The following is a 20,928-nucleotide window of genomic DNA, read 5'->3' as shown; positions in this document are numbered from 1 at the left end:
TGTCACTGTTACATTTCCGGCCATGAATACGCAAAACACCACCCCCACCCGAAAAATCCTCGTCGTTGACGACGATCCGCGCTTGCGCGATCTGCTGCGCCGGTACTTGTCCGAACAGGGATTCAACGTTTTCGTCGCCGAAGACGCCAAAGAGATGGGCAAACTCTGGCAACGTGAGCACTTCGACCTGCTCGTGCTGGACCTGATGCTGCCCGGCGAGGATGGCCTGTCCATCTGTCGCCGGCTGCGCGGTGGTCACGACAACACCCCCATCATCATGCTGACGGCCAAGGCGGAAGAAATCGACCGCATCGTCGGCCTGGAGATGGGCGCGGACGACTACCTGTCCAAACCCTTCAACCCCCGCGAACTGCTGGCCCGCATCAATGCGATTCTGCGCCGCCGCGGCACCGAAGAACATCCCGGCGCCCCCAGCCAGGAAAACGAATCCATCGCCTTCGGCCCCTACGTGCTGAATCTGTCCACCCGCACGCTCACGCGCAACGGCGAACAGGTGCCCATCACCACGGGTGAATTCTCGGTGCTCAAGGTCTTTGCGCGCCATCCGAAGATTCCCCTGTCGCGCGACAAGCTCATGGAACTGGCTCGCGGCCGCGAATACGAAGCCTTCGATCGCAGCCTGGACGTCCAGATCTCGCGTCTGCGCAAACTGATCGAGCCAAACCCGTCCAAGCCCGTATTCATCCAGACCGTTTGGGGTCTAGGATACGTGTTCGTCCCGGACGGTGGTAGCTGATCGGCTGGCCCGCCCCGGGCAGGAGCGCAGCGTCGTGCCGCGCCTGCGCAGAACATTCAGGAACCTGACATCACGTTTGCGGCTGGGCTTGTTCGGCCGCACGTTCCTTTTGCTCGCCGCGCTGATGCTCGTCAGCCTGGGCGCGTGGCTTCAAGTATTTTTCAGCATGGAGCTGGGACCGCGCGCCAATCAAATGGCGCAGCGGGTGATCACGGCCGTCAATATCACGCGCACCGCGCTGATCTATTCCCATAACGGCGAACGCAGCAAGCTCCTTCTCGACCTGGCCACCAACGAAGGCATCCAGGTCTATCCGCGCGAGGTCACCGACTTCGCCGAAGCCCTCCCCGACGACGACTACTGGCAGCGCGTGGCCCAGCACATCCGCACGCGCTTCGGCCCGGAAACGCAGATCGCCTGGGGCGTGAACCAGGTGCCCGGCTTCTGGGTCAGCTTCCAGATCGAAAAGGACCTGTACTGGCTGGTGTTCGAGCGTGAGCAGATCGGTCTGACAGGCGGAATCGAATGGCTGGGATGGGGCGCCACCGCGCTGTTGCTGTCCCTTGTCGGCGCCGCGGTCAGTGTGGGATTCGTCAACCGGCCGCTCTCCCGTCTGGCGCGAGCGGCCCAGGTGCTGTCACGCGGCGAAACACCCGCGCCGCTGCCCGAGCAGGGCCCGCTCGAGATCCGCGACCTGAATGCGTCGTTCAATCGCATGGCCAAGGATTTGCGGCAGGCCGAGGCCGATCGCGAACTCATGCTGGCCGGGATCTCGCACGATCTGCGCACCCCGCTTGCGCGCATGCGGCTGGAAATCGAACTGAGCGGCGTGTCCGAGGACGCCCGCCAGGCCATCGACGAAGACCTCGGCCAGATCGACCACAGCATCGGCCAGCTCATGGAATACGCGCGCCCGGCGGGCACGCTGCCGCAACTGGCCACCGACATTTCCGCCGTGCTTGCCGAACTGTACGAACGCGAGCGCAGCCATACCGCCTCGCTCGGCGGCGAACTGGAAGCCTCGCTCGAACCTGGCCTGCGCGCCCGCATCACCGCGCTGGACTTGAAGCGCATCGTCAGCAACCTGATCGAAAATGCGCGCCGCTATGGCCGCTCGCCCGACGACGGGATGGCGCACCTGAACATGACGCTGCAGGCTGAAGGCAGCATGATCGTCATCGAAGTGTCCGACCGCGGCCCCGGCATCGCGCCCGAAGACGTGGACCGCCTGCTTCGCCCGTTCTCGCGCGGCGAGGCCGCCCGCACCGGCGTCAGCGGCGCGGGCCTGGGTCTGGCCATCGTCGAACGCCTGCTCAAGCACGTCGGCGGGTCGCTGCGCATGCTGCCGCGCGAGGGCGGCGGACTCACCGCGCGGATAGAGCTACCCAAAGCCAAGTTTAGGAATTATCAATTAGACAACGATAATCCATAGCGTAAAATTTGGGGTTTGAGGCGCTGCCTTATCTCCACCCAACAACTACGGGAGTAAACATGAAAACTGTTGGCGACAAACTCGAACCCTTCAAGGTCACCGGCGTCAAGCCCGGCTTCAACCAACACGAAGAAAACGGCGTGTCGGCGTTCGAAGACATCACCGAAAGCTCGTTCCCCGGCAAGTGGAAGGTGATCTACTTCTACCCGAAAGACTTCACGTTTGTGTGCCCGACCGAAATCGTCGGCTTCAACAAGCTGGCCAAGGATTTCGAAGACCGCGACGCCGTCCTGCTGGGCGGTTCGACCGACAACGAATTCGTCAAGCTGGCCTGGCGCCGTGAGCACCCGGACCTGAACAAGCTGGGTCACTACCAATTCGGCGACACCACCGGCGCCCTGATCGACCAGCTGGGCGTGCGTGAAAAGGGTGCTGGCGTTGCCCTGCGCGCCACGTTCATCGTCGACCCGGACAACACGATCCAGCACGTTTCGGTGAACAACCTGAACGTCGGCCGTAACCCGGAAGAAGTGCTGCGTCTGCTCGACGGTCTGCAAACCGACGAACTGTGCCCGTGCAACCGTACGGTTGGCGGCGCCACGCTGTAATTTCCAGCCCGGTCCGGGGCCTGTCCGCAGGCCCTGCGCCGGGCATTCATTGCGCTAGATTATAGGTAAAAACTATGGAATTTCTTACGACCATTAAGGAACAGCTGCCGGATTGGGCCAAGGACATCCGCCTGAATCTGGACGCCGTGATCGCCCGCTCGACGCTGGCTCCCGAAGACGCCGTGGGCGCCGCCCTGTCCGCCGCGTACGCCGCGCGCAGCCCGGTGCTGGTCGAGGCCTTCAAGAGCGGCCTGTCGGAAGGCGACGCCAATGCCGCGCTGACCGCCTCCGCCCTCATGGGCATGAACAACATCTGGTATCCCTACGTGGAGATGACTGGCGACGCCCAGTTGAAAAGCCTGCCGGCCCAGTTGCGCATGAACGCCTACGCCACCCATGGCGGCGTGGAAAAGAAGCGCTTCGAGCTCTTCGCCCTGGTGGCTTCCATCATCGGCAAGTGCCATTTCTGCGTGGCCTCGCACTATGAGAACCTGAAGAACGACGGCCTGTCGACCGAGCAGCTGCGCGATGCCGGCCGGATTGCCGCCGTCGTCAACGCCGCCGCGCTGGCGCTGGCCGCTCAAGGCAAGTAAGCGACCCGCCGCTCGCAAAAAAAAGCCCGCCTGCATGATGCAGGCGGGCTTTTCCGTTTGGTTGCCGTGCAGCGCGCTACTTGCCGGCGGCGGGCTTGACCGGCGCGGTCGGCAGGCCGTTGGCGGTCCACGCCTCCATGCCGCCCCGATACCAGTAGGCGCGCCAACCCAAGGTCCCCGCGCGCAGCGCCGCGTTGTAGGAGGATCGGTCGTTCATGCCCGCGCCCATGAACACGATGGGCGTGTCGCGCCGGTCTCCGGTGTTCTTCTTCAGCCAGGCGTCCAGCGCGCCTTGCAGGTGGTCCGCGACGCTGCCGTCCGACCCGGCGTCGGACAGCGGATACGCGATGGGCAGCGTCTCCCTTAGCCCGCTGGTATCGATGATGAGAATGTTTTTATCGTTGTTGATCAACCGCACCAGCTCCGGCGTCGTGATGATGTCGGCGCGCGTGTGCTTGTTGGGCGTTGGCCCCCGATACGGCGACGAGAACAGTAGGTTCGTCGGCGGCACGCCGTAGTCCTTCAGCTCGTCGAAGGCGCCGGCGGGCAGCGCCGGCATGCCCTGCCCCGCCGCGGGCGGTTGCCGCGGCGCCGTCGGCGCGCCGCCATCCTTGGCGACGACCTCGCCGCCCACCGTGCCCATCTCAATGTCCGAAACCATCACCGCGATGTTCTCGATGAGGTCATAGCACATCGTGATCGAACCCTCGCGCGGGTTGTACCAGGCGTTCAACTGGCCGCAATCCTTGAACACCACGTTCACCGGCCGCGGCAGCACGTAGGTCTGGCCGAGCAGCTTGATATTGTTGGTGATGGCCTCGGACAGGTTGTTCGCGAACAAGTTGCCGATCTTGCGCTTGGATGGCTCGAACACCACGTTGACCGGCGCGCCGGGCGCGTTGGCCGGCTGCAGGCCGTCGGGCGTCCAGGCGCCGACCCGCGTGTGCGGCGCCAGCAGCCGGCGCCACGCGCGGTTCTGCTTGTTGAATTCGTCCGTGCACCGCGCTTTGGTCCGGTCCTCGAAGCCAACGTGCTTGGCCACCGGTTCGAACACCGCGGGATTGCCGCCGTACATGATGCACAGCATGTTGCGAAAGCGCTTCAAGTCGCCCGTGTGCTCGTCCTGCCAGGCCGAACTTGCCGAAGCGCCGCGCTTTTCCGCCAGCTTGCCGCTGTAGTACCACTGCAGCGCGGCATACGTCGCGGCCTCGCGGGCCATGGTGTTCAGGTCCTCGTCCTTGGTCGGATACATCGTGGGCTCGACGATCTGCAACGCCGAGTACATGTCGACCGCGTCTTCCTCGGCGCCCGTCGCCGGCAACTCCAGCTCGCCGATCAGTGCGTGGCCAAACTCGTGCAGGAAGATGCTGCGCATGATCCCGACGTAGACCCCGACGATGCGCAACGTATCGCCGCCAAAGCGCGGATAGGGACCCTCGCCCGGCAAGCCGGGGGCGTTGTTGGCGGGCGTGCGGGTGGCGGGCGTGTTGTTGGCTGCCGTGTTGTTGGCGGGCGCGGGAGGCGGCGCCGCCGACGGCACGCGCGGCGCACCCGCCCCCGCGCCGCCTTGCGCGCCGGACCCGGCGGGCTTGGCAGCCACGTCCGACACGATCATGAAGTCGGCAATGCCGAACGTACCTTCGTCGTACGCCATGATGCCGATCTCGCTGCCCAGCGCGGGCTCGTTCTCGATATCGGCAATCTTCTGGCCATTGACCAGGAAACGCGCGGCGCCGGGCACTTCCACCACTCTGATGCGGTCGGTGCCGTCCAGCTTGGCCACGTTGGGCACGGAGGCGATGTCGCGGCGCGTCTGGCCCTCCAGACAGAACAGCATCGTGTTGCGGTCCGCCCGGATTTCCAGGAGGCACAGGCTCTTGCGCGCGTTGTTGTTCAGCGCGATGCCGATGGACGCCTTGGGACTCTTCGAGTTGACCATCACGTTGACATCGGTGATGCGGCCCGTCTCGGGCGCGGGCCCCGGATTGATGTAGAACGTCTGCTCGCCGCCGGGCACATCGCTATTGCGCAACGTGAACCAGCCGTCCTGCTCGCCGACGTGCCAACCCTGCAAAAGCTGCTGTTTGACGGTGCCTGCCAGTGGGCCGAGCTGCTTCTCATACGCCGCGTGCGCGGTGGTAGCAAAAGCGGCCAGCACGAAAAATAGCCCCGCGCCACGGAATCGCATCTGAATGTCCCTGATTAGTCAGATTTCAAGTCGCGCAGCGTATGTCAGATCAAACCGGTCCGCTTATTCATTTGTTAAAGATGTATTCCAACGTAAAAGCCGCCCGGGCTGGCGGCACGGACGGCTTTCGATTTGGGGGCAGGCGTGGCGTTCGCGCCACGGAACCGGTGGCGCGTCAGGAATCCACGCGCGCCAGCAGCGCGACCACTGTCGCCGCGATGCCTTCCTTGCGGCCCAGGTAGCCCAGCCCTTCGTTGGTCTTGGCCTTGATGTTGACCTCGGTCTCTGCCAGCCCCGTATCGGCGGCAATGTTCTTCACCATGGCCGGCGCGTGCGGGCCGATCTTGGGCGCCTGCGCATGCAGCGTGGCGTCGATATTGACCGGCGCCCAGCCCGCCTGGCGCACGCGCGCCATGGCTTCGCGCAGCAGGACGCGGCTGTCGGCCCCCTTGAAGGCCGGATCGGTGTCGGGAAAGTGCCGGCCGATGTCGCCCAGCCCCGCCGCGCCCAGCAGCGCGTCGGTGATCGCGTGCAGCAGCACGTCCGCATCGGAATGCCCCAAAAGGCCATGCGTATGGGGAATCGTGACCCCGCCGATGATCAGCGGCCGGCCTTCGACCAGCGCGTGCACGTCAAAGCCCTGCCCGACGCGAAAAGGAATGCTCATAGCCATTTTTCCATCAGTTCAAAATCGTCCGGCCATGTCACCTTGAAATTGCGCATCGACCCCGCGACCAGCAACGGCGCGTAGCCAGCGGCCTCGATGGCCGAGGCCTCGTCGGTGACGATGACGCCATTCACGGAGGCCGCGGTCAGCGCATCGCGCAGCACGCCTGCCCGGAACATCTGCGGGGTCTGCGCCAGCCACAGGCCATTGCGGTCCAGTGTGCGCTCGACCCGCTGGTGCCCGCCCTTGACCGTGTCGGCCACCGGCAGGGCCAGCAAACCGCCCACCGGATCGGCCAGGCAGGCATCGATCAGCCGCGCCAGCGCCTCGGCAGGCAAGCCGGGGCGGGCCGCATCGTGCACCAGCACCCAGGTGTCGTCGGCGACCTCGCTGTCGGCAAGCGCGCCGGCGACCGTATCGGCGCGCGTTGCGCCGCCGCAGGCACGCCAGACGGTGCGCGGCAGGCCAGCAAGCGCGGCATTGACCCAGCCGTCGCCCGGGCTGACCGCCACCCGCACCTCGGACACGCGCGCGTCGGCCAGCAACGCGCTGACCGCATGCCGCAGCATGGGCTGTCCGGCCAGTGGACGGTATTGCTTCGGAACGGCCTCGTGTCCGGGCCGGCTGGCGCGGGCGCCGACACCGGCGGCGGGCACGATTGCGATGATTGCGTCAGACATGGTGCGGAGATTTTATAATCGTTCGCTTGATGTCCGCTTCCAGCCTGATGCCCGCCCCTTCCTCCTCCGCCACGGCCGCCCCTCCCGTCCCCGCCACGGTTCCCACCCTGTCCGCGCTGAAGCCCGGCACGCGCTACGCGCAGCCCAGGCCGCCGGGTTCCGGCGACGCCTGGCTGCTGGCGGATCTGGCCCGCCAGGCCGGCGGCCCGCTGGTCATCCTGACGGCCGAGCCCCTGGAAGCGCAGCGCCTGGCCGAGGAAATCCAGCTGTTCGCGCCCGGTCTGCGCGTGCGGCAGCTGCCCGACTGGGAAACGCTGCCCTACGACGCGTTCTCGCCGCACCAGGACCTGATTTCGGAGCGCCTGCACACGCTGCATTCGCTGATGATGAAGACGGTGGACGTGCTGACCGTGCCCATCACCACGGCGCTGTACCGGCTGGCGCCGCCCTCGTTCCTGGCCGCTTACACGTTCTCGTTCAAGCAGAAGGACCGCCTGAACGAAGCGGCGCTGCGCGCGCAGCTCACGCTGGCCAATTACAACCACGTCACCCAGGTGACCGCGCCCGGCGAATTCTGCCTGCGCGGCGGCCTGATCGACCTGTTCCCGATGGGCTCGGTGGTGCCGTACCGCCTGGACCTGTTCGACGACGAAATCGAGACCATCCGCAGTTTCGACGTGGACACCCAGCGCAGCCTGTACCCCGTGCGCGAGGTCCAGCTGCTGCCAGGCCGCGAATTCCCGATGGACGAGGACGCGCGCAACCGGTTCCGCGCGCGCTTTCGGGAAATTTTCGAAGGCGATCCCTCGCGCGCCCTGCCCTACAAGGACATCGGCAACGGCATCCCCTTTGCCGGCGTCGAGTACTACCTGCCGCTGTTCTTCGAAGAGACCGCCACGCTGTTCGACTACGTGGCCGAAGGCACGGTCATGGTCACGGTCGGCGACATCGACGACGCGATCCAGCGCTTCAACCAGGACACGGCCAGCCGCTACGGCTTCTTGAAGAGCGATCGCGAGCGTCCCGTGCTGCCGCCCTCGGCCCTGTTCCTGGATAACGAATCGCTGTATGGCCGGCTGAAGGCCTTTCGCCGCCTGTCGCTGACTGCCGGCCAGCCGCACCCCGACTTCCGGTCCGCGCCCGATGTCAGCGTGGTGCGCCGCGCCGAGGATCCGATCGCCAAGCTGCGCACGCTGGTGCAGGCGGGCCAGACCCGCGTGCTGCTGTGCGCCGATTCCGCGGGGCGCCGCGAAACCCTGGTGCAAATGCTGCACGAGTTCGGCGTCACGCCCGACGCGCAGCCCGAGACCATCGAGGCCTTCCTGGCGTCGGACGCGCATTTCGGCATCGTCGCCTCGCCGCTGGGCGTGGGCTTCCAGCTGCCGGACGCGAACCTCGCCTTCCTGACCGAAAACGACCTCTACCCCGGATTGGCAACGCCGGGACGTCGCGGCAAGCGCGACCAGGAGCGCGCCAGCAACGTCGAAGCCATGGTGCGCGACCTGTCCGAGCTGCGCGAGGGCGATCCCGTCGTCCACGCCCAGCACGGCATCGGGCGCTACCACGGCCTGGTCAACATGGACATGGGCGAAGGCGAGATGGAGTTTCTTCATCTTGAATACGCCAACGGCAGCACGCTATACGTGCCGGTGTCGCAGCTGCACGTGATCGCCCGTTACAGCGGCGCGGATCCGGAAGCCGCGCCGCTGCACCAGCTGGGCTCGGGGCAATGGGACAAGGCCCGTCGCAAGGCGGCCAAGCAGGTGCGCGACACCGCCGCGGAACTGCTGGCGCTGTATGCGCAGCGCGCCGCGCGCGAAGGCTTTGCGTTCAACCTGCCGCTGAACGACTACGAGGCCTTCGCCGAGGGCTTCGGCTTCGAAGAGACGGCCGACCAGGCGGCCGCGATCCAGGCTGTCATCAGCGACATGACCTCGGGCCGCCCGATGGACCGCCTGGTCTGCGGCGACGTCGGCTTCGGCAAGACGGAAGTCGCGCTGCGCGCCGCCTTCCTGGCCGTCGCCAATGGCAAGCAGGTGGCGCTCTTGTGCCCCACCACCCTGCTCGCCGAGCAGCACGCCCAGACCTTTACCGACCGATTCGCCGACTGGCCCGTACGCGTGGTGGAACTGTCGCGCTTCCGCTCGGCCAAGGAAGTCTCGGCCGCCATCGAAGGCATCAACGACGGCCGGGTCGACATCGTCATCGGCACGCACAAGATTCTGTCGAAAGATGTGAAGTTCAAGCGGCTGGGTCTGGTCATCATCGACGAGGAGCACCGTTTCGGCGTGCGCCAGAAGGAAGCGCTCAAGTCGCTGCGGGCCGAGGTCGACGTCCTGACGCTCACCGCCACGCCCATTCCCCGCACGCTCGGCATGTCGCTGGAAGGCATCCGCGACTTCTCCGTCATTGCCACGGCGCCGCAGAAGCGCCTGGCCATCAAGACCTTCGTGCGGCGCGAAGACGGCAGCACGCTGCGCGAGGCCCTGCTGCGCGAACTCAAGCGCGGCGGCCAGTGCTACTTCCTGCACAACGAGGTCGAGACCATCCACAACCGCCGGGCGCGCCTGGAAGAACTGGTGCCCGAAGCCCGGATCGCCGTCGCGCACGGCCAGATGCCCGAGCGCGAACTCGAACAGGTGATGAAGGGCTTCTACCAGCAGCGCTACAACGTGCTGCTGTGCACCACCATCATCGAAACCGGCATCGACGTGCCCAGCGCCAACACCATCGTGATCCATCGCGCCGACCGCTTCGGCCTGGCGCAGCTTCACCAGTTGCGCGGACGCGTCGGGCGCTCGCACCATCAGGCCTACGCCTACCTGCTGACGCCGGGCGAGGACGCCATCACCAGCAACGCCAAGAAGCGGCTGGAAGCCATCCAGGCCATGGAAGAGCTCGGCTCGGGCTTTTACCTGGCGATGCACGACCTCGAAATCCGGGGCACCGGCGAAGTGCTGGGCGACTCGCAGTCGGGCAACATCCAGGAAGTGGGCTTCTCGATGTACAACGAGATGCTCAACGAGGCCGTGCGTGCGCTGCGCGCTGGCGAAGAACCCGACCTGGACGCGCCCTTCAACCTGGCGTGCGAGGTCAACCTGCACGCCCCGGCGCTGCTGCCATCCGATTATTGCGCCGACGTGCATGCGCGCCTGGCCATCTACAAGCGGCTGGCGCACGCCGCCGACGAAGACGACCTGATCCACATCCAGGAAGAACTGATCGACCGATTCGGCAAGCTGCCGGAAGCGGCCCAAACCCTGCTGGCCACGCATCGCCTGCGCCTTGCGGCCCAGCCGCTGGGCATCGTCAAGATCGACGCCAGCGAAGCGCAGGCCCTGATCCAGTTCGGCCCCAAGACCTCGGTCGATCCGGCCCGAATCATCGACCTCGTCCAGCGGCAGCGTCACATCAAGCTGGCCGGACAGGACAAATTGCGCGCCGAGATCAAGGCCCCCCTCATTCCCGCCAGGGCCGACGCCGTGCGCGCCGTCCTGCGTGCGCTCAAGTAACCCCGACTCTCCTTCCCATCCGCCATGACTACCCACAATCTCGTCGTTCAATCCCCCGGCCTCGCCGTCGAACATGCGGAGCAGCTTGCCGCGCTGGCCCAGGCCCAGGGCGTGGCGCGCATCAGCAACACCGCGGCGCGCCTGCTCGACGTACAGCACGACGACGAGACGCGCGCGGTGGTATGCGCCTTCGCCGAGGCGCGCGGCGTGGACGCCGCCTTCGTGCCTGCCGGACTGAAGCTTGCCCACTGCAAGGTCCTGGCCATGGACATGGACTCGACCCTGATCAACATCGAATGCATCGACGAGATCGCGGGCGTGGTCGGCGTGAAAGACAAGGTGTCGGAGATCACCGAGGCCGCCATGCGCGGCGAGATCAAGGATTTCGCCGAAAGCCTGCGCCGGCGGGTCGCGCTGCTGAAAGGCGCGCCGGCTGGCGCGCTGGACCAGGTCTACGAGGAAAAGCTGCGCCTGAACCCGGGCGCCGAACGCCTGATCTCCACGGCCCAGACCGCCGGCATCAAGGTGCTGCTGGTGTCGGGCGGTTTCACCTTCTTCACGGAGCGCCTGCGCGCCCGCCTGAACCTGGACAGCGCCCACGCCAACACGCTGGAAATCGAAGACGGCGTGCTCACCGGCCGCGTGCTGGGCGACATCCTGGACGCCGACGCCAAGGCCGCCCACCTGCGCGACTTCGCGCGCACGCACGGCGCCTCGACGGATCAGATCATCGCAATGGGCGACGGCGCCAACGACCTGAAGATGCTGGCCAACGCCGGCTTTCCTGTGGCCTACCACGCCAAACCGCTGGTGCGTCAGCAGACGCGCTACGCGCTGAACGTCTCGGGATTGGACGGCGTGTTGAACTGGTTCGAGAGCTGATCCTGCCTCAAAGGTCTCCCCAAAGGTGCCTGACACCCTGGGGAGATGACCGTCAGCTTGCGGCAGCGTCCCAACGGGTGTCAGACACCGTGCTCACACCGCGCTGCAACGCGAGCAGCCACCGCCCAAAAGCAAAAGCCACCTCACAACGAGGTGGCTTTTTTCATGCAAGCAGGCGCCGCTGACGCGGCGCCCCGCCATCAGTACCGCACGCGCAGGGACAGCAGCGCCGCCCGGCCCGTGCCCAGCGCCGCGTAGTGCGCGGCGTAGGCCTTGGTGTAGTACGTTTCGTCGAAGATGTTCAGCACGTTCAACTGCGCCGAGAAGTGCTCGTTGAACTCATAGCCGGCCATCGCGTCGAAGCGCCAGTACGACGGCACCCAACGCGCCTTGGGCGTGCCGTCGGCGTTCTTCGTGGCGTCCGAGTTGCCGTACACCTTGTCGACGTAGTACGCGCCGCCGCCGACCGTCAGCTTGGGCAGGACCTTGTAGGTCGTCCACAGGCTGAAGGCGTTGCGCGGCGTGTTGGGCAGGTCCTGGCCGACGGCGCCGCTGTTGTAGGCGCCCTTGGTCATTTCGCTGTCCATGAAGGTGTAGCCGCCGAACACATTCCACTTCGGCGTGATGGCGCCCGAGAATCCCAGCTCGATGCCGCGCACCTTGGCTTCGCCCACTTGCGCCACTTCGGTCGCCGACACCGCCACGCTGGTGTTCTTGCGGATGTCCTGGAACGCCGCGGCCGACAGCGTCAGCTTGTCATCGAACACCTGCCACTTCGTGCCCAGCTCCACCGTGCGGCTCTTTTCCGGTTCCAGCGAAGACGTCGACAGCGAGGTCGCATCGCTGATCGCTCCGCCAGCAATGGCGGACGGCGTCGACGAGGTGCCGTAGGTCGCGTAGATCGTGCCGTTGGGCACGGGCTTGTACGCCAGGCCGACCTGGTAGTTAAAGAGATTGTCCTCACGGCTCGTGCTGTAGAACGCGGGGGTGCTGGACGGATCGTTGCGGCCGCGCGCGATGTTGCTGCCGCTGGTGCGGTAGTTGTCCCACCGTGCGCCCACGCTGGCTTGCCACTGTTCGTTGAACTTGATGGTGTCAAAGCCGTAGAGGGCCAGCGTGTCCGTGTTGTAGACGGCAGGATTGTTGTTGCGGGTCAGCCTGCCGGTGTAGTCGTCGTGGGGATTCGGATCCCACAGCGACGTGCACAGCGCCGGGTTCGACAGGTCCGTGGCGCTGACCTTGCAGTTCATCGGGCCTCGCGCGATCGTCTGGGTGTAGCTGTCCTTGTCCTGCTTGATGTTGCTGTACTCGAAGCCCAGGTCGAACGAGTGCTTCAGGCTGCCGGTCTCGAATTCGCCCGTCAGGTCCGTCTGGTTGGCGAACGTCTTGGTGACGTAATAGCCGGACTTGAGCGCGCGATACACCAGCCCGTTCGGGATGTTGCCCTTGCTGTCGTCGGGATTGGTCGCCGCGAAATCCGTCGTGCCGCGGCCATAGCGCGTTACGTTGCGCAGTTGCAGCTTGTCCGAGAAGTCATGCTGGAAGTCCACGGTGGCGACATCATCGCGGGTCTTCATGAAGTCGCGGCCGGTCAGGCCGTAGAACGACTTGCGGCTCACGCCCATGGTCTCCGTCACCGGCTGACCCGACTTCGGGTCATACGGAATGGAGTAATCGGGCATGCTGTCGTCCTGATAGTGGTAGTAGCTCAGCGTGATGCGCGTCGGCGTGCCCACGCCCAGCATCAGCGACGGCGCCACGCCCCAGCGCTCGAAGTCCACGGCGTCATCGCGGCCCGGCGTGTCGCCCTTGTTGCCCATCACGTTCAGACGGAAAGCCGCCTTCTCGCCCAATCGCCAGTTGCTGTCGATCGTGGCGCGGTAGTTGTTGTCCGTGCCGATCTGCGCCGTGGCTTCGGTGAAGTCCGTGGCCTTTGGCGTCTTGCTGACCATGTTGATGCTGCCGCCCGCGCCGCCGCGGCCGGAGTACACCGAATCCGGTCCCTTGATGATCTCGACCTGCTCCAGATTGAAGGTATCGCGCACCTGCGTGCTGCTGTCGCGGATGCCGTCCAGGAAGATGCTGCCGGCCGAATTCTGGCCGCGAATGATGGGCAGGTCACCGCCTGGACGGCCGCCCTCACCCGCGCCGAAGGTGATCCCCGGCGAGTTGCGCAGCACGTCCTGCAGCGTGGATGCCGCCTGATCCTGGATCACCTGCTGCGGCACAACCTGCACCGTGCGCGGCGTGTCCAGCAACGGCGCCGTCATCTTGGGAGACTGCGCGGTCGACGTCTGGTACGACGAGCTTTCGCCCTCCACGCGGACGGGCGACAACTGCGTCACGCCGCTGTCAGCGGACTGCGCTGCGGCATAGGGACTGACGAACAACGCAGGGGCGGCAATCGCAGCAGCCAGCGACGTGGCGAGCGTATTCAGCGAATACGAATCTTGGGGCTTCAATCCAGCTTCTCCAGAATGTAAATAGCAACGATTCTTGTTTTTTTGTCGTTTGCGATTCTGAACCGTGACGCTGAATGAAACCTGAATGACAGGCTGTTGATGATCTAAAAGATGAAAAAACAACAGAGTTGATCTGCCGCAAATGCGAAACGGTCGGAGATTCGAATCGGGGGCAGATCAATGGTGGGATCCGGAAGCGTCACAAGCCCCTGCCGGCATGCGCAGGACAAAAAAAACGCCCCGAAATCGGGGCGCTATTTTGTGCTGGGCAGAACTCAGACCCGAAGGCGAGGATGCCGCTTGAAGAGGTACCGGTACACGAATCCAGGATAGGCCAGCACCAGATACAGGCTGAGCGTGATGGCGTAGAACTCCCAGGTCTGGGCGAAGCGGTTGCCCAGCGTGGACTCGAACGCAAAGCCCAGTGCGCCAACGATGGCGTAGAACACCAGCACCTCGACCAGCCGCAACCAGAACGGCTTGACCGCCACCGCCCCACCCTGCTTCCAGGGCAGCACGGCGAAGACGCGCTCGGTCAGGAAGGGAAGATTCGCGCTGACAAGCGCCAGCGCGATCAACAGCCACACCGCCAGCGTCTGGTTCATGGCTGTTATCCGTTCCTTAGAGGCTCAGCGACGAGCGGATGGCCTGCACGCACAGGGCCATCAGGCCACCCGGCAACAGACCCAGCACCAGGATCAGGGCGCCGTTGATCGACAGCACGCCGCGCTGGCCGACCGTGGCCACCATCGGGGCGGCGTCGGCCGCCGGTTCGTCGAAGTAGACGACCTTGACCACGCGCAGGTAATAAAACGCGCCAATCAGCGAGAACAGCACCGCGACCACCGCCAGCGTCACGTGACCGGCGGAAACCAGCGCCTGCAGCACGGCCAGCTTGGCGTAGAAGCCCACCAGCGGCGGGATGCCGGCCAGCGAGAACATCAGGAGCAGCACGATGGCGGCATGCCAGGGGCTGCGGCGGTTCAGGCCCTTCAGGTCGTCGATGTGCTCGCACTCGAAGCCCTGGCGCGACAGCAGCAGCACGATGCCGAAGCTGGCGAGCGTGGTCAGCACGTAGGTCAGCATGTAGAACAGCGAGGCGCCGTAGGCGGCCGACGACAGTTCCGGCTTGCCGGCCACCGATCCCGACATCAGGCCCAGGAGCACGAAGCCCATATGCGAGATGGTCGAGTAAGCCAGCATGCGCTTGAAGTTGGTCTGGGCAATGGCGGTCAGGTTGCCGATGGCCAGCGAGAGCACCGCCAAGATCATCAGCATCGGCTGCCAGTCGGTAGCCAGGCCGTGCAGGCCGTCGACCAGCAGGCGCAGCGTGATCGCAAAAGCGGCCAGCTTAGGCGCGCCGCCCAGAATCAGCGTGACGGCGGTGGGCGAACCCTGGTAGACGTCCGGCACCCACATGTGGAACGGAACGGCGCCCAGCTTGAACGCAAGGCCCGACACCAGGAACACGATGCCGAACACCAGCGCCATCTTCTCGGCCTTGCCGGCGGCGATGACGTTGGACACTTCGGTCAGGTCAAGGTGACCCGTCGCGCCGTAGATCATGGACATGCCGTACAGCAGGAAGCCCGAGGCCAGCGCGCCCAGCACGAAGTACTTCATGGCGGCTTCGGTGGCCACGACGTTGTCGCGGCGCAGGGCGATCAGCGCGTACAGCGCCAGCGACATCAGCTCCAGACCCAGATAGATGGAGATCAGGTTCCCGGAGGAGATCATGACCATCTGGCCCAGCAGGGCAAACAGCGTCAGCACGTAGAGTTCGCCGCCGCGCACCATGTCGCGAACCTGCGCATACACGCGGCCGTAGATCAGCGTGACGCCGACGGCAAGGTACGAAGCGATCTTCAGCAAGTGCGACAGCTCGTCCGTGACGTACAGGCCGTTGAACGTCGAGCCAGCCACGCCGTTCTTCCATTGCACGGCCGACACGACGGTCAGCACGCCCAGGGCAAGCATGGTCAGCAGAAACGTCGGCTTGCGCTCGGGGTGATTGCTGACCGCGTCGATGAGCAGGATAGCCAGGCCGAAAATCAGCAGAAGGATTTCCGGTGTCGCCAAGGCGAAATCGATTTGGGATTGCATCATTGTCTTGTCTTACAGTTTCGAGACGGCAACGTGTTGCAGCAGGGCCTCGACCGACACGTGCATGACGTCGGTAAAGGGCTTGGGATAGATCCCCATGTACAACACGGCGATCGCCATCACGCCAAGAATCACGAATTCGCGGCGGTTGATATCGGTCAGCTCGCGCACGTGGTCGTTGGCGACATCGCCCAGGACGACGCGCTTGACCATCCACAGCGAATACGCCGCGCCAAGGATCAGAGCGGTGGCTGCCAGCAGGCCGATCCAGAAGTTGTGCTCGACCGCGCCCATGATCACCATGAATTCGCCGACGAAGCCGCTGGTGGCCGGCAGGCCGCTGTTGGCCATCGAGAACAGGATGAAGAACGTGGCAAAGCGCGGCATCACGTTGACCACGCCGCCGTAGTCGGCGATGCGGCGCGAGTGCATGCGGTCATAGAGCACGCCAATACACATGAACATGGCGCCCGACACGAAGCCGTGCGAGATCATCTGCACGATGGCGCCTTCGACGCCGGCCGTGTTGAAGATGAAAAAGCCCAGCGTGACAAAGCCCATGTGAGCGACCGACGAATAGGCCACCAGCTTCTTCATGTCGTCCTGCACGATCGCGACCAGACCGATGTAGATCACGGCAATCAGCGACAGCGTGATCATCAGGCCGGCCAGGCTGTGCGAGGCGTCAGGCGCGATCGGCAGCGAGAAGCGCAGGAAACCGTAGGCGCCCAGCTTCAGCATGATCGCGGCCAGCACGATGGAGCCGCCCGTGGGCGCTTCCACGTGGGCGTCCGGCAACCACGTGTGAACCGGCCACATCGGCACCTTGACCGCGAAAGCCGCGAGCAGCGCCACGAAGATCAGGATCTGCGGGGTGTAGCCCAGCTTGGTCTGCTGCCAGGTCAGGATGTCGAACGAACCGCCCGAGACATTCCAGAGGTAGACGAACGCGACCAGCGTCAGCAGCGAACCCATCAGGGTGTACAGGAAGAACTTGAACGCCGCATACACGCGGTTCGGTCCGCCCCAGACACCGATGATGATGTACATCGGGATAAGCGTGGCTTCGAAGAACACGTAGAACAGCATGCCGTCCAGCGCGCAGAACACGCCCACCATCAGACCCGACAGGATCAGGAAGGCGGCCATGTATTGCGCGACGCGGCTCGTGATGACTTCCCAGCCGGCCAGCACCACGATGATGGTGATGAACGCGGTCAGGAGCACGAACCACATCGAAATGCCGTCGATGCCCAGGTGGTAATTGACGTTGAAGGCCTCGATCCAGGAGGTCTTCTCCACGAACTGCATGGCGGCCGTGGAGGAATCGAACCCGGTGTAGAGCGGAATCGTGACCAGGAAGCCGGCGATCGCGCCGACGAGCGACAGGCCGCGCGTCAGGCCGGGACGGTCGTCACGGCCCACCGCCAGCACCAGCAGGCCGAATACGATCGGGACAAAGATCGCAAGCGTGAGCCAGGGAAAAGTGTTGGATGCCATCTCGCTTGCCATCATTGGGGAATCAGCACAAAGAAAGTCACCAGCGCCATGACGCCGATGATCATTGCGAACGCGTAGTGATAGATGAAGCCGGACTGCAGGTGGCGGCTGATGGCTGCCACCCAGCCCACGACACGGGCGCTGCCGTTGATCAGGATGCCATCGATGATGCCGCGATCACCGGTCTGCCACAGGCCGCGGCCCAGGCAGCGCAGACCACGCGCGATGACCTGCTCGTTGAACCAGTCGACGTAGTACTTGTTCTCGAGGATCTTGTTCACGCCCGACAGGTTGGCCTTGATGGCGGCCGGCACCTTGGGGTTGATCAGGTAGCAGTACCACGAGATGACGAAGCCCGCGACGACCAGCCAGAACGGCAGGGTCTGGAAGGCATGCAGGCCGTAGGCGACCCAGCCGTGCCATTCCTCGCTCAGCACGTGCATGGCGGGATGCTGCTGCGGCAGCACCTTGATGACGCCGTCGAAGAACTTGCCGAACACCATCGGGTCGACCGCCCAGGCGCCGACGAACACCGACGGAATGGCCAGCAGGATCAGCGGCAGCGTGACGACCCAGGGCGACTCGTGCGGCTTGCCGCCGTGGTGGCCGTGGCCGTGGTCGTCATGGCCGTGATCGTCGTGACCGTGCGCGTCATGGCCGTGGCCGTGGTCGCTGGTGTCGAAGCGTTCCTTGCCATGGAAGACCAGGAAGTACACGCGGAACGAGTACAGCGACGTGACGAACACGCCGATCAGCACGGCATAGTAGGCAAAGCTTGCACCCCAGACGTTGGCCTGGCCGGCGGCTTCGATGATGTTTTCCTTCGAGTAGAAACCCGAGAAGAACGGCGTGCCGACGAGCGCCAGCGTGCCCAGCAGGAAGGTGATCCAGGTGATGGGCATGTACTTGCGCAGGCCGCCCATGTTGCGGATGTCCTGGTCGTGGTGCATGCCGATGATGACCGAACCCGCACCCAGGAACAGCAGCGCCTTGAAGAACGCGTGCGTCATCAGGTGGAAGATCGCGACCGAGTAGGCCGACGCGCCCAGGGCGACGGTCATGTAGCCCAGCTGCGACAGCGTGGAATACGCAATGACCCGCTTGATGTCGTTCTGGATGATGCCCAGGATGCCCAGGAACAGCGCGCCGATGGCGCCGATCACGATGATGAACGACAGCGCGGTATCCGACAGTTCGAACAGCGGCGAGAAACGCGCGACCATGAAGATGCCGGCCGTCACCATGGTGGCGGCGTGGATCAGCGCGGAAATCGGGGTCGGGCCTTCCATCGAGTCGGGCAGCCAGGCGTGCAGCGGAACCTGGGCCGATTTGCCCATGGCGCCGATGAACAGGCAAATACATGCCACCGTCAGCAGCATCCAGTCGGAGCCCGGCAGCGTCATGCCGGCCAGCTTGTCGGCCTGCGCGAAGACTTCACCGTAGTGCATGGTGCCGGCGTAGGCGAACAGAAGGCCAATGCCCAGCACGAAACCGAAGTCGCCGACGCGGTTGATCAGGAACGCCTTCATGTTGGCGAAGATCGCCGTGGGGCGCGTGTACCAGAAACCGATCAGCAGGTAGGACACCAGGCCCACCGCTTCCCAGCCGAAGAACAGCTGCACCATGTTGTTCGACATCACCAGCATCAGCATGGAGAACGTGAACAGCGAGATGTACGAGAAGAAGCGCTGGTAGCCGGGATCGTCCGCCATGTAGCCGATGGTGTAGATGTGCACCATCAACGACACGGAGGTCACCACGACCATCATCATGGCCGACAGCGGATCGATCAGGAAGCCGATTTCCAGCTTGGTCTGGCCGATCAGGCTCCAGGTGTAGACCGCGCCATCGAAGCGCAGGCCGTTCAGCACGTCGCCCAGCACCACCACCGAACCGATGGCGGAGATGAGCACGCCCACGATGGTGATGACGTGCGAGGCGCGGCGGCCGATGGGACGGCCCAGGAACCCGGTGCCGAAAAGGCCCGCGAGAATTGCTCCGGCCAGCGGCGCCAGCGCGATGAGCAGGTAGAGATTGGGTGAGCTAGACATTTTCTTCCAATACCCCGTCAGCCCTTCAGGCGATCGAGTTCGTCAACGTTGATCGTGTTCAGGTTGCGGAACAGCAGCACCAGGATGGCCAGGCCGATCGCCGCTTCGGCGGCGGCCACGGTCAGGATGAAGAACACGAACACCTGGCCGGCGGTGTCGCCGAACCAGCTGGAGAACGCCACGAAGTTCATATTGACGGCCAGGAGCACGAGCTCGATGGACATCAGGAGAATGATCAGGTTGCGGCGGTTCAGGAAGATGCCGAAGATCCCGATGGCGAACAGGATTGCGCCAAGGATCAGATAGTGGGCCAGCGTCAGCGTCATTGTTTTTCTCCTTGGGGCGCGGCACCGTTCGACGCGTCACGCTTGGCCTGGGCGCGCTCGCTCTGGGCGGGCATGCTCACCATGCGGAAGCGGTCCTTCGCACGCACGCGGACAGCGGCGACCGGGTCGTTGTACTTCACGTCGCGGCGGCGGCGCAGGGTCAGCGCGATTGCGGCAACCATGCCGACCAGCAGCAGCGCGGCGCCCACTTCAACGGCGTAGACGTACTGCGTGTACATCGCCTCGCCCAGCGCGCGGGCGTTGTTGTAGTCGCTGGGCAGTTGCGCCTGCGGACCGGAGCCGTACCAGATGGTGCCCAGCACGAAGGACACTTCCAGCACCAGCACGAGACCGATGACCAGGCCGAGCGGCAGGTAGGTCTTCATGCCCTGGCGCAGGGTGTCCATGCGGATGTCGAGCATCATCACGACAAAAAGGAAGAGCACCATCACGGCGCCCACGTACACCAGCACCAGCAGCAGCGCGAGGAACTCGGCGCCCAGCAGCATCCAGAGCATGGCCGCGTTGGCAAACGCCAGGATCAGGTGCAGAACGGCGGTGACCGCGCTGCGCGCGGTGATCACGCGGAAGGCCGCGATCACCAGCACGGCGGCCAGTATGTAGAAAAGGACAGTGGTAAAAGTCATGGATCAGACCCTGGGCTTCAGCGGTAAGGCGCGTCTTCGGCCCGGCGGCGGGCGATGTCGGCTTCGTAGCGGTCGCCCACGGCGAGCAGCATGTCTTTGGTGAAATACAGGTCGCCGCGCTTTTCGCCGTGGTATTCGTGGATGTGCGTTTCCACGATGGAGTCCACGGGGCAGCTTTCCTCACAGAAGCCGCAGAAGATGCACTTGGTCAGGTCGATGTCGTAGCGCGTCGTGCGGCGGGTGCCGTCGTCGCGCTGATCCGACTCGATCGTGATCGCCAGCGCCGGGCACACGGCTTCGCACAGCTTGCACGCGATGCAGCGCTCTTCCCCGTTGGGGTAGCGGCGCAGCGCGTGCAGGCCGCGGAAACGCGGCGACGCAGGGGTCTTTTCCTGGGGGTAGCGCAAGGTGACCTTGCGTTTGAAGAAGTACTTGCCCGTCAGGCGCATGCCCTTGAGCAACTCGGTCAGCATCAGGCTGCCGAAGAAATCCTTGATCGCTTCCATATCCTGCCTCTGCT

General features: G+C 64.7%; 17 protein-coding genes. 6 read left to right on the top strand and 11 right to left on the bottom strand.

The genetic code is table 11. The annotated features are described in order from the left end of the window. Positions 1–22 precede the first annotated feature (22 nt). From ompR to H4P35_RS05705, 4 genes are all read left to right on the top strand, one after another. On the top strand, positions 23–757 hold the full coding sequence (gene ompR / locus H4P35_RS05720) for a two-component system response regulator OmpR (protein WP_003813882.1): 735 nt from the start codon (positions 23–25) through the stop codon (positions 755–757). Positions 758–761: 4 nt separating this feature from the next. Continuing rightward, the gene (locus H4P35_RS05715) at positions 762–2,189 is read left to right on the top strand and encodes an ATP-binding protein (RefSeq protein ID WP_108005088.1); all 1,428 of its coding nucleotides are present in this window, start codon (positions 762–764) and stop codon (positions 2,187–2,189) included. 59 nt (positions 2,190–2,248) lie between these two features. Beyond that, complete coding sequence (locus H4P35_RS05710; protein WP_006217982.1) at positions 2,249–2,797, top strand: peroxiredoxin; 549 nt, start codon at positions 2,249–2,251, stop codon at positions 2,795–2,797. Between the two features lie 74 nt (positions 2,798–2,871). Next, positions 2,872–3,390 (top strand): carboxymuconolactone decarboxylase family protein, encoded by a 519-nt coding sequence (locus tag H4P35_RS05705; protein WP_226848395.1) that lies wholly within the window; start codon positions 2,872–2,874, stop codon positions 3,388–3,390. Positions 3,391–3,466: 76 nt separating this feature from the next. Here the strand turns inward: H4P35_RS05705 and H4P35_RS05700 are convergent, their stop codons facing one another. The 3 genes from H4P35_RS05700 to ispD all read right to left on the bottom strand — a co-directional run bounded on the left by H4P35_RS05700 (position 3,467) and on the right by ispD (position 6,925). Further along, complete coding sequence (locus H4P35_RS05700; RefSeq protein WP_226848394.1) at positions 3,467–5,578, bottom strand: DUF4344 domain-containing metallopeptidase; 2,112 nt, start codon at positions 5,576–5,578, stop codon at positions 3,467–3,469. Positions 5,579–5,753: 175 nt separating this feature from the next. Next, positions 5,754–6,245 carry a 2-C-methyl-D-erythritol 2,4-cyclodiphosphate synthase gene (gene ispF, locus H4P35_RS05695; RefSeq protein ID WP_056321752.1) on the bottom strand — a complete coding sequence of 164 codons (492 nt, stop codon included), beginning with the start codon at positions 6,243–6,245 and terminating at the stop codon, positions 5,754–5,756. Then, positions 6,242–6,925, bottom strand: coding sequence for a 2-C-methyl-D-erythritol 4-phosphate cytidylyltransferase (gene ispD / locus H4P35_RS05690; RefSeq protein WP_226848393.1), 684 nt, complete (start codon positions 6,923–6,925; stop codon positions 6,242–6,244). Before ispD ends, ispF begins: the two co-directional genes overlap by 4 nt. Before the next feature lie 29 nt (positions 6,926–6,954). On the opposite strand from ispD, the gene mfd reads away from it, so the two are divergent. Together mfd and serB are read left to right on the top strand one after the other, a co-directional pair. After that, the gene (gene mfd / locus H4P35_RS05685) at positions 6,955–10,437 is read left to right on the top strand and encodes a transcription-repair coupling factor (RefSeq protein WP_226848392.1); all 3,483 of its coding nucleotides are present in this window, start codon (positions 6,955–6,957) and stop codon (positions 10,435–10,437) included. Between the two features lie 24 nt (positions 10,438–10,461). Continuing rightward, the gene (gene serB / locus H4P35_RS05680) at positions 10,462–11,319 is read left to right on the top strand and encodes a phosphoserine phosphatase SerB (RefSeq protein WP_226848391.1); all 858 of its coding nucleotides are present in this window, start codon (positions 10,462–10,464) and stop codon (positions 11,317–11,319) included. 200 nt (positions 11,320–11,519) lie between these two features. Here serB and H4P35_RS05675 read toward each other — a convergent pair whose 3' ends face one another. From H4P35_RS05675 to nuoI, 8 genes are all read right to left on the bottom strand, one after another. Further along, positions 11,520–13,781 (bottom strand): TonB-dependent siderophore receptor, encoded by a 2,262-nt coding sequence (locus tag H4P35_RS05675; protein WP_226848390.1) that lies wholly within the window; start codon positions 13,779–13,781, stop codon positions 11,520–11,522. A 275-nt stretch (positions 13,782–14,056) separates the two neighbouring features. Continuing rightward, a complete protein-coding gene (locus tag H4P35_RS05670) occupies positions 14,057–14,386 on the bottom strand; it encodes a DUF2818 family protein (protein ID WP_056321739.1) in 330 nt (109 codons plus the stop codon). A 16-nt stretch (positions 14,387–14,402) separates the two neighbouring features. Then, the gene (nuoN, locus tag H4P35_RS05665; protein WP_226848389.1) at positions 14,403–15,887 is read right to left on the bottom strand and encodes an NADH-quinone oxidoreductase subunit NuoN; all 1,485 of its coding nucleotides are present in this window, start codon (positions 15,885–15,887) and stop codon (positions 14,403–14,405) included. A gap of 9 nt (positions 15,888–15,896) precedes the next feature. Further along, positions 15,897–17,399 (bottom strand): NADH-quinone oxidoreductase subunit M, encoded by a 1,503-nt coding sequence (locus H4P35_RS05660; protein WP_056321733.1) that lies wholly within the window; start codon positions 17,397–17,399, stop codon positions 15,897–15,899. Further along, entirely contained in the window at positions 17,396–19,435 is a 2,040-nt protein-coding gene (gene nuoL, locus H4P35_RS05655; RefSeq protein ID WP_226848388.1) for an NADH-quinone oxidoreductase subunit L, read from the bottom strand. Before nuoL ends, H4P35_RS05660 begins: the two co-directional genes overlap by 4 nt. A 17-nt stretch (positions 19,436–19,452) precedes the next feature. Beyond that, the gene (nuoK, locus tag H4P35_RS05650) at positions 19,453–19,761 is read right to left on the bottom strand and encodes an NADH-quinone oxidoreductase subunit NuoK (protein ID WP_006217969.1); all 309 of its coding nucleotides are present in this window, start codon (positions 19,759–19,761) and stop codon (positions 19,453–19,455) included. Then, the gene (locus tag H4P35_RS05645; protein ID WP_062840512.1) at positions 19,758–20,408 is read right to left on the bottom strand and encodes an NADH-quinone oxidoreductase subunit J; all 651 of its coding nucleotides are present in this window, start codon (positions 20,406–20,408) and stop codon (positions 19,758–19,760) included. Before H4P35_RS05645 ends, nuoK begins: the two co-directional genes overlap by 4 nt. A gap of 17 nt (positions 20,409–20,425) precedes the next feature. Beyond that, positions 20,426–20,914 carry an NADH-quinone oxidoreductase subunit NuoI gene (gene nuoI / locus H4P35_RS05640; protein ID WP_008161196.1) on the bottom strand — a complete coding sequence of 163 codons (489 nt, stop codon included), beginning with the start codon at positions 20,912–20,914 and terminating at the stop codon, positions 20,426–20,428. Positions 20,915–20,928: the final 14 nt, after the last annotated feature.

Source organism: Achromobacter sp. 77 (assembly GCF_020541125.1).
Lineage (GTDB): Bacteria > Pseudomonadota > Gammaproteobacteria > Burkholderiales > Burkholderiaceae_B > Achromobacter > Achromobacter mucicolens.
This window is presented reverse-complemented; position numbering and strand designations above follow the sequence as displayed.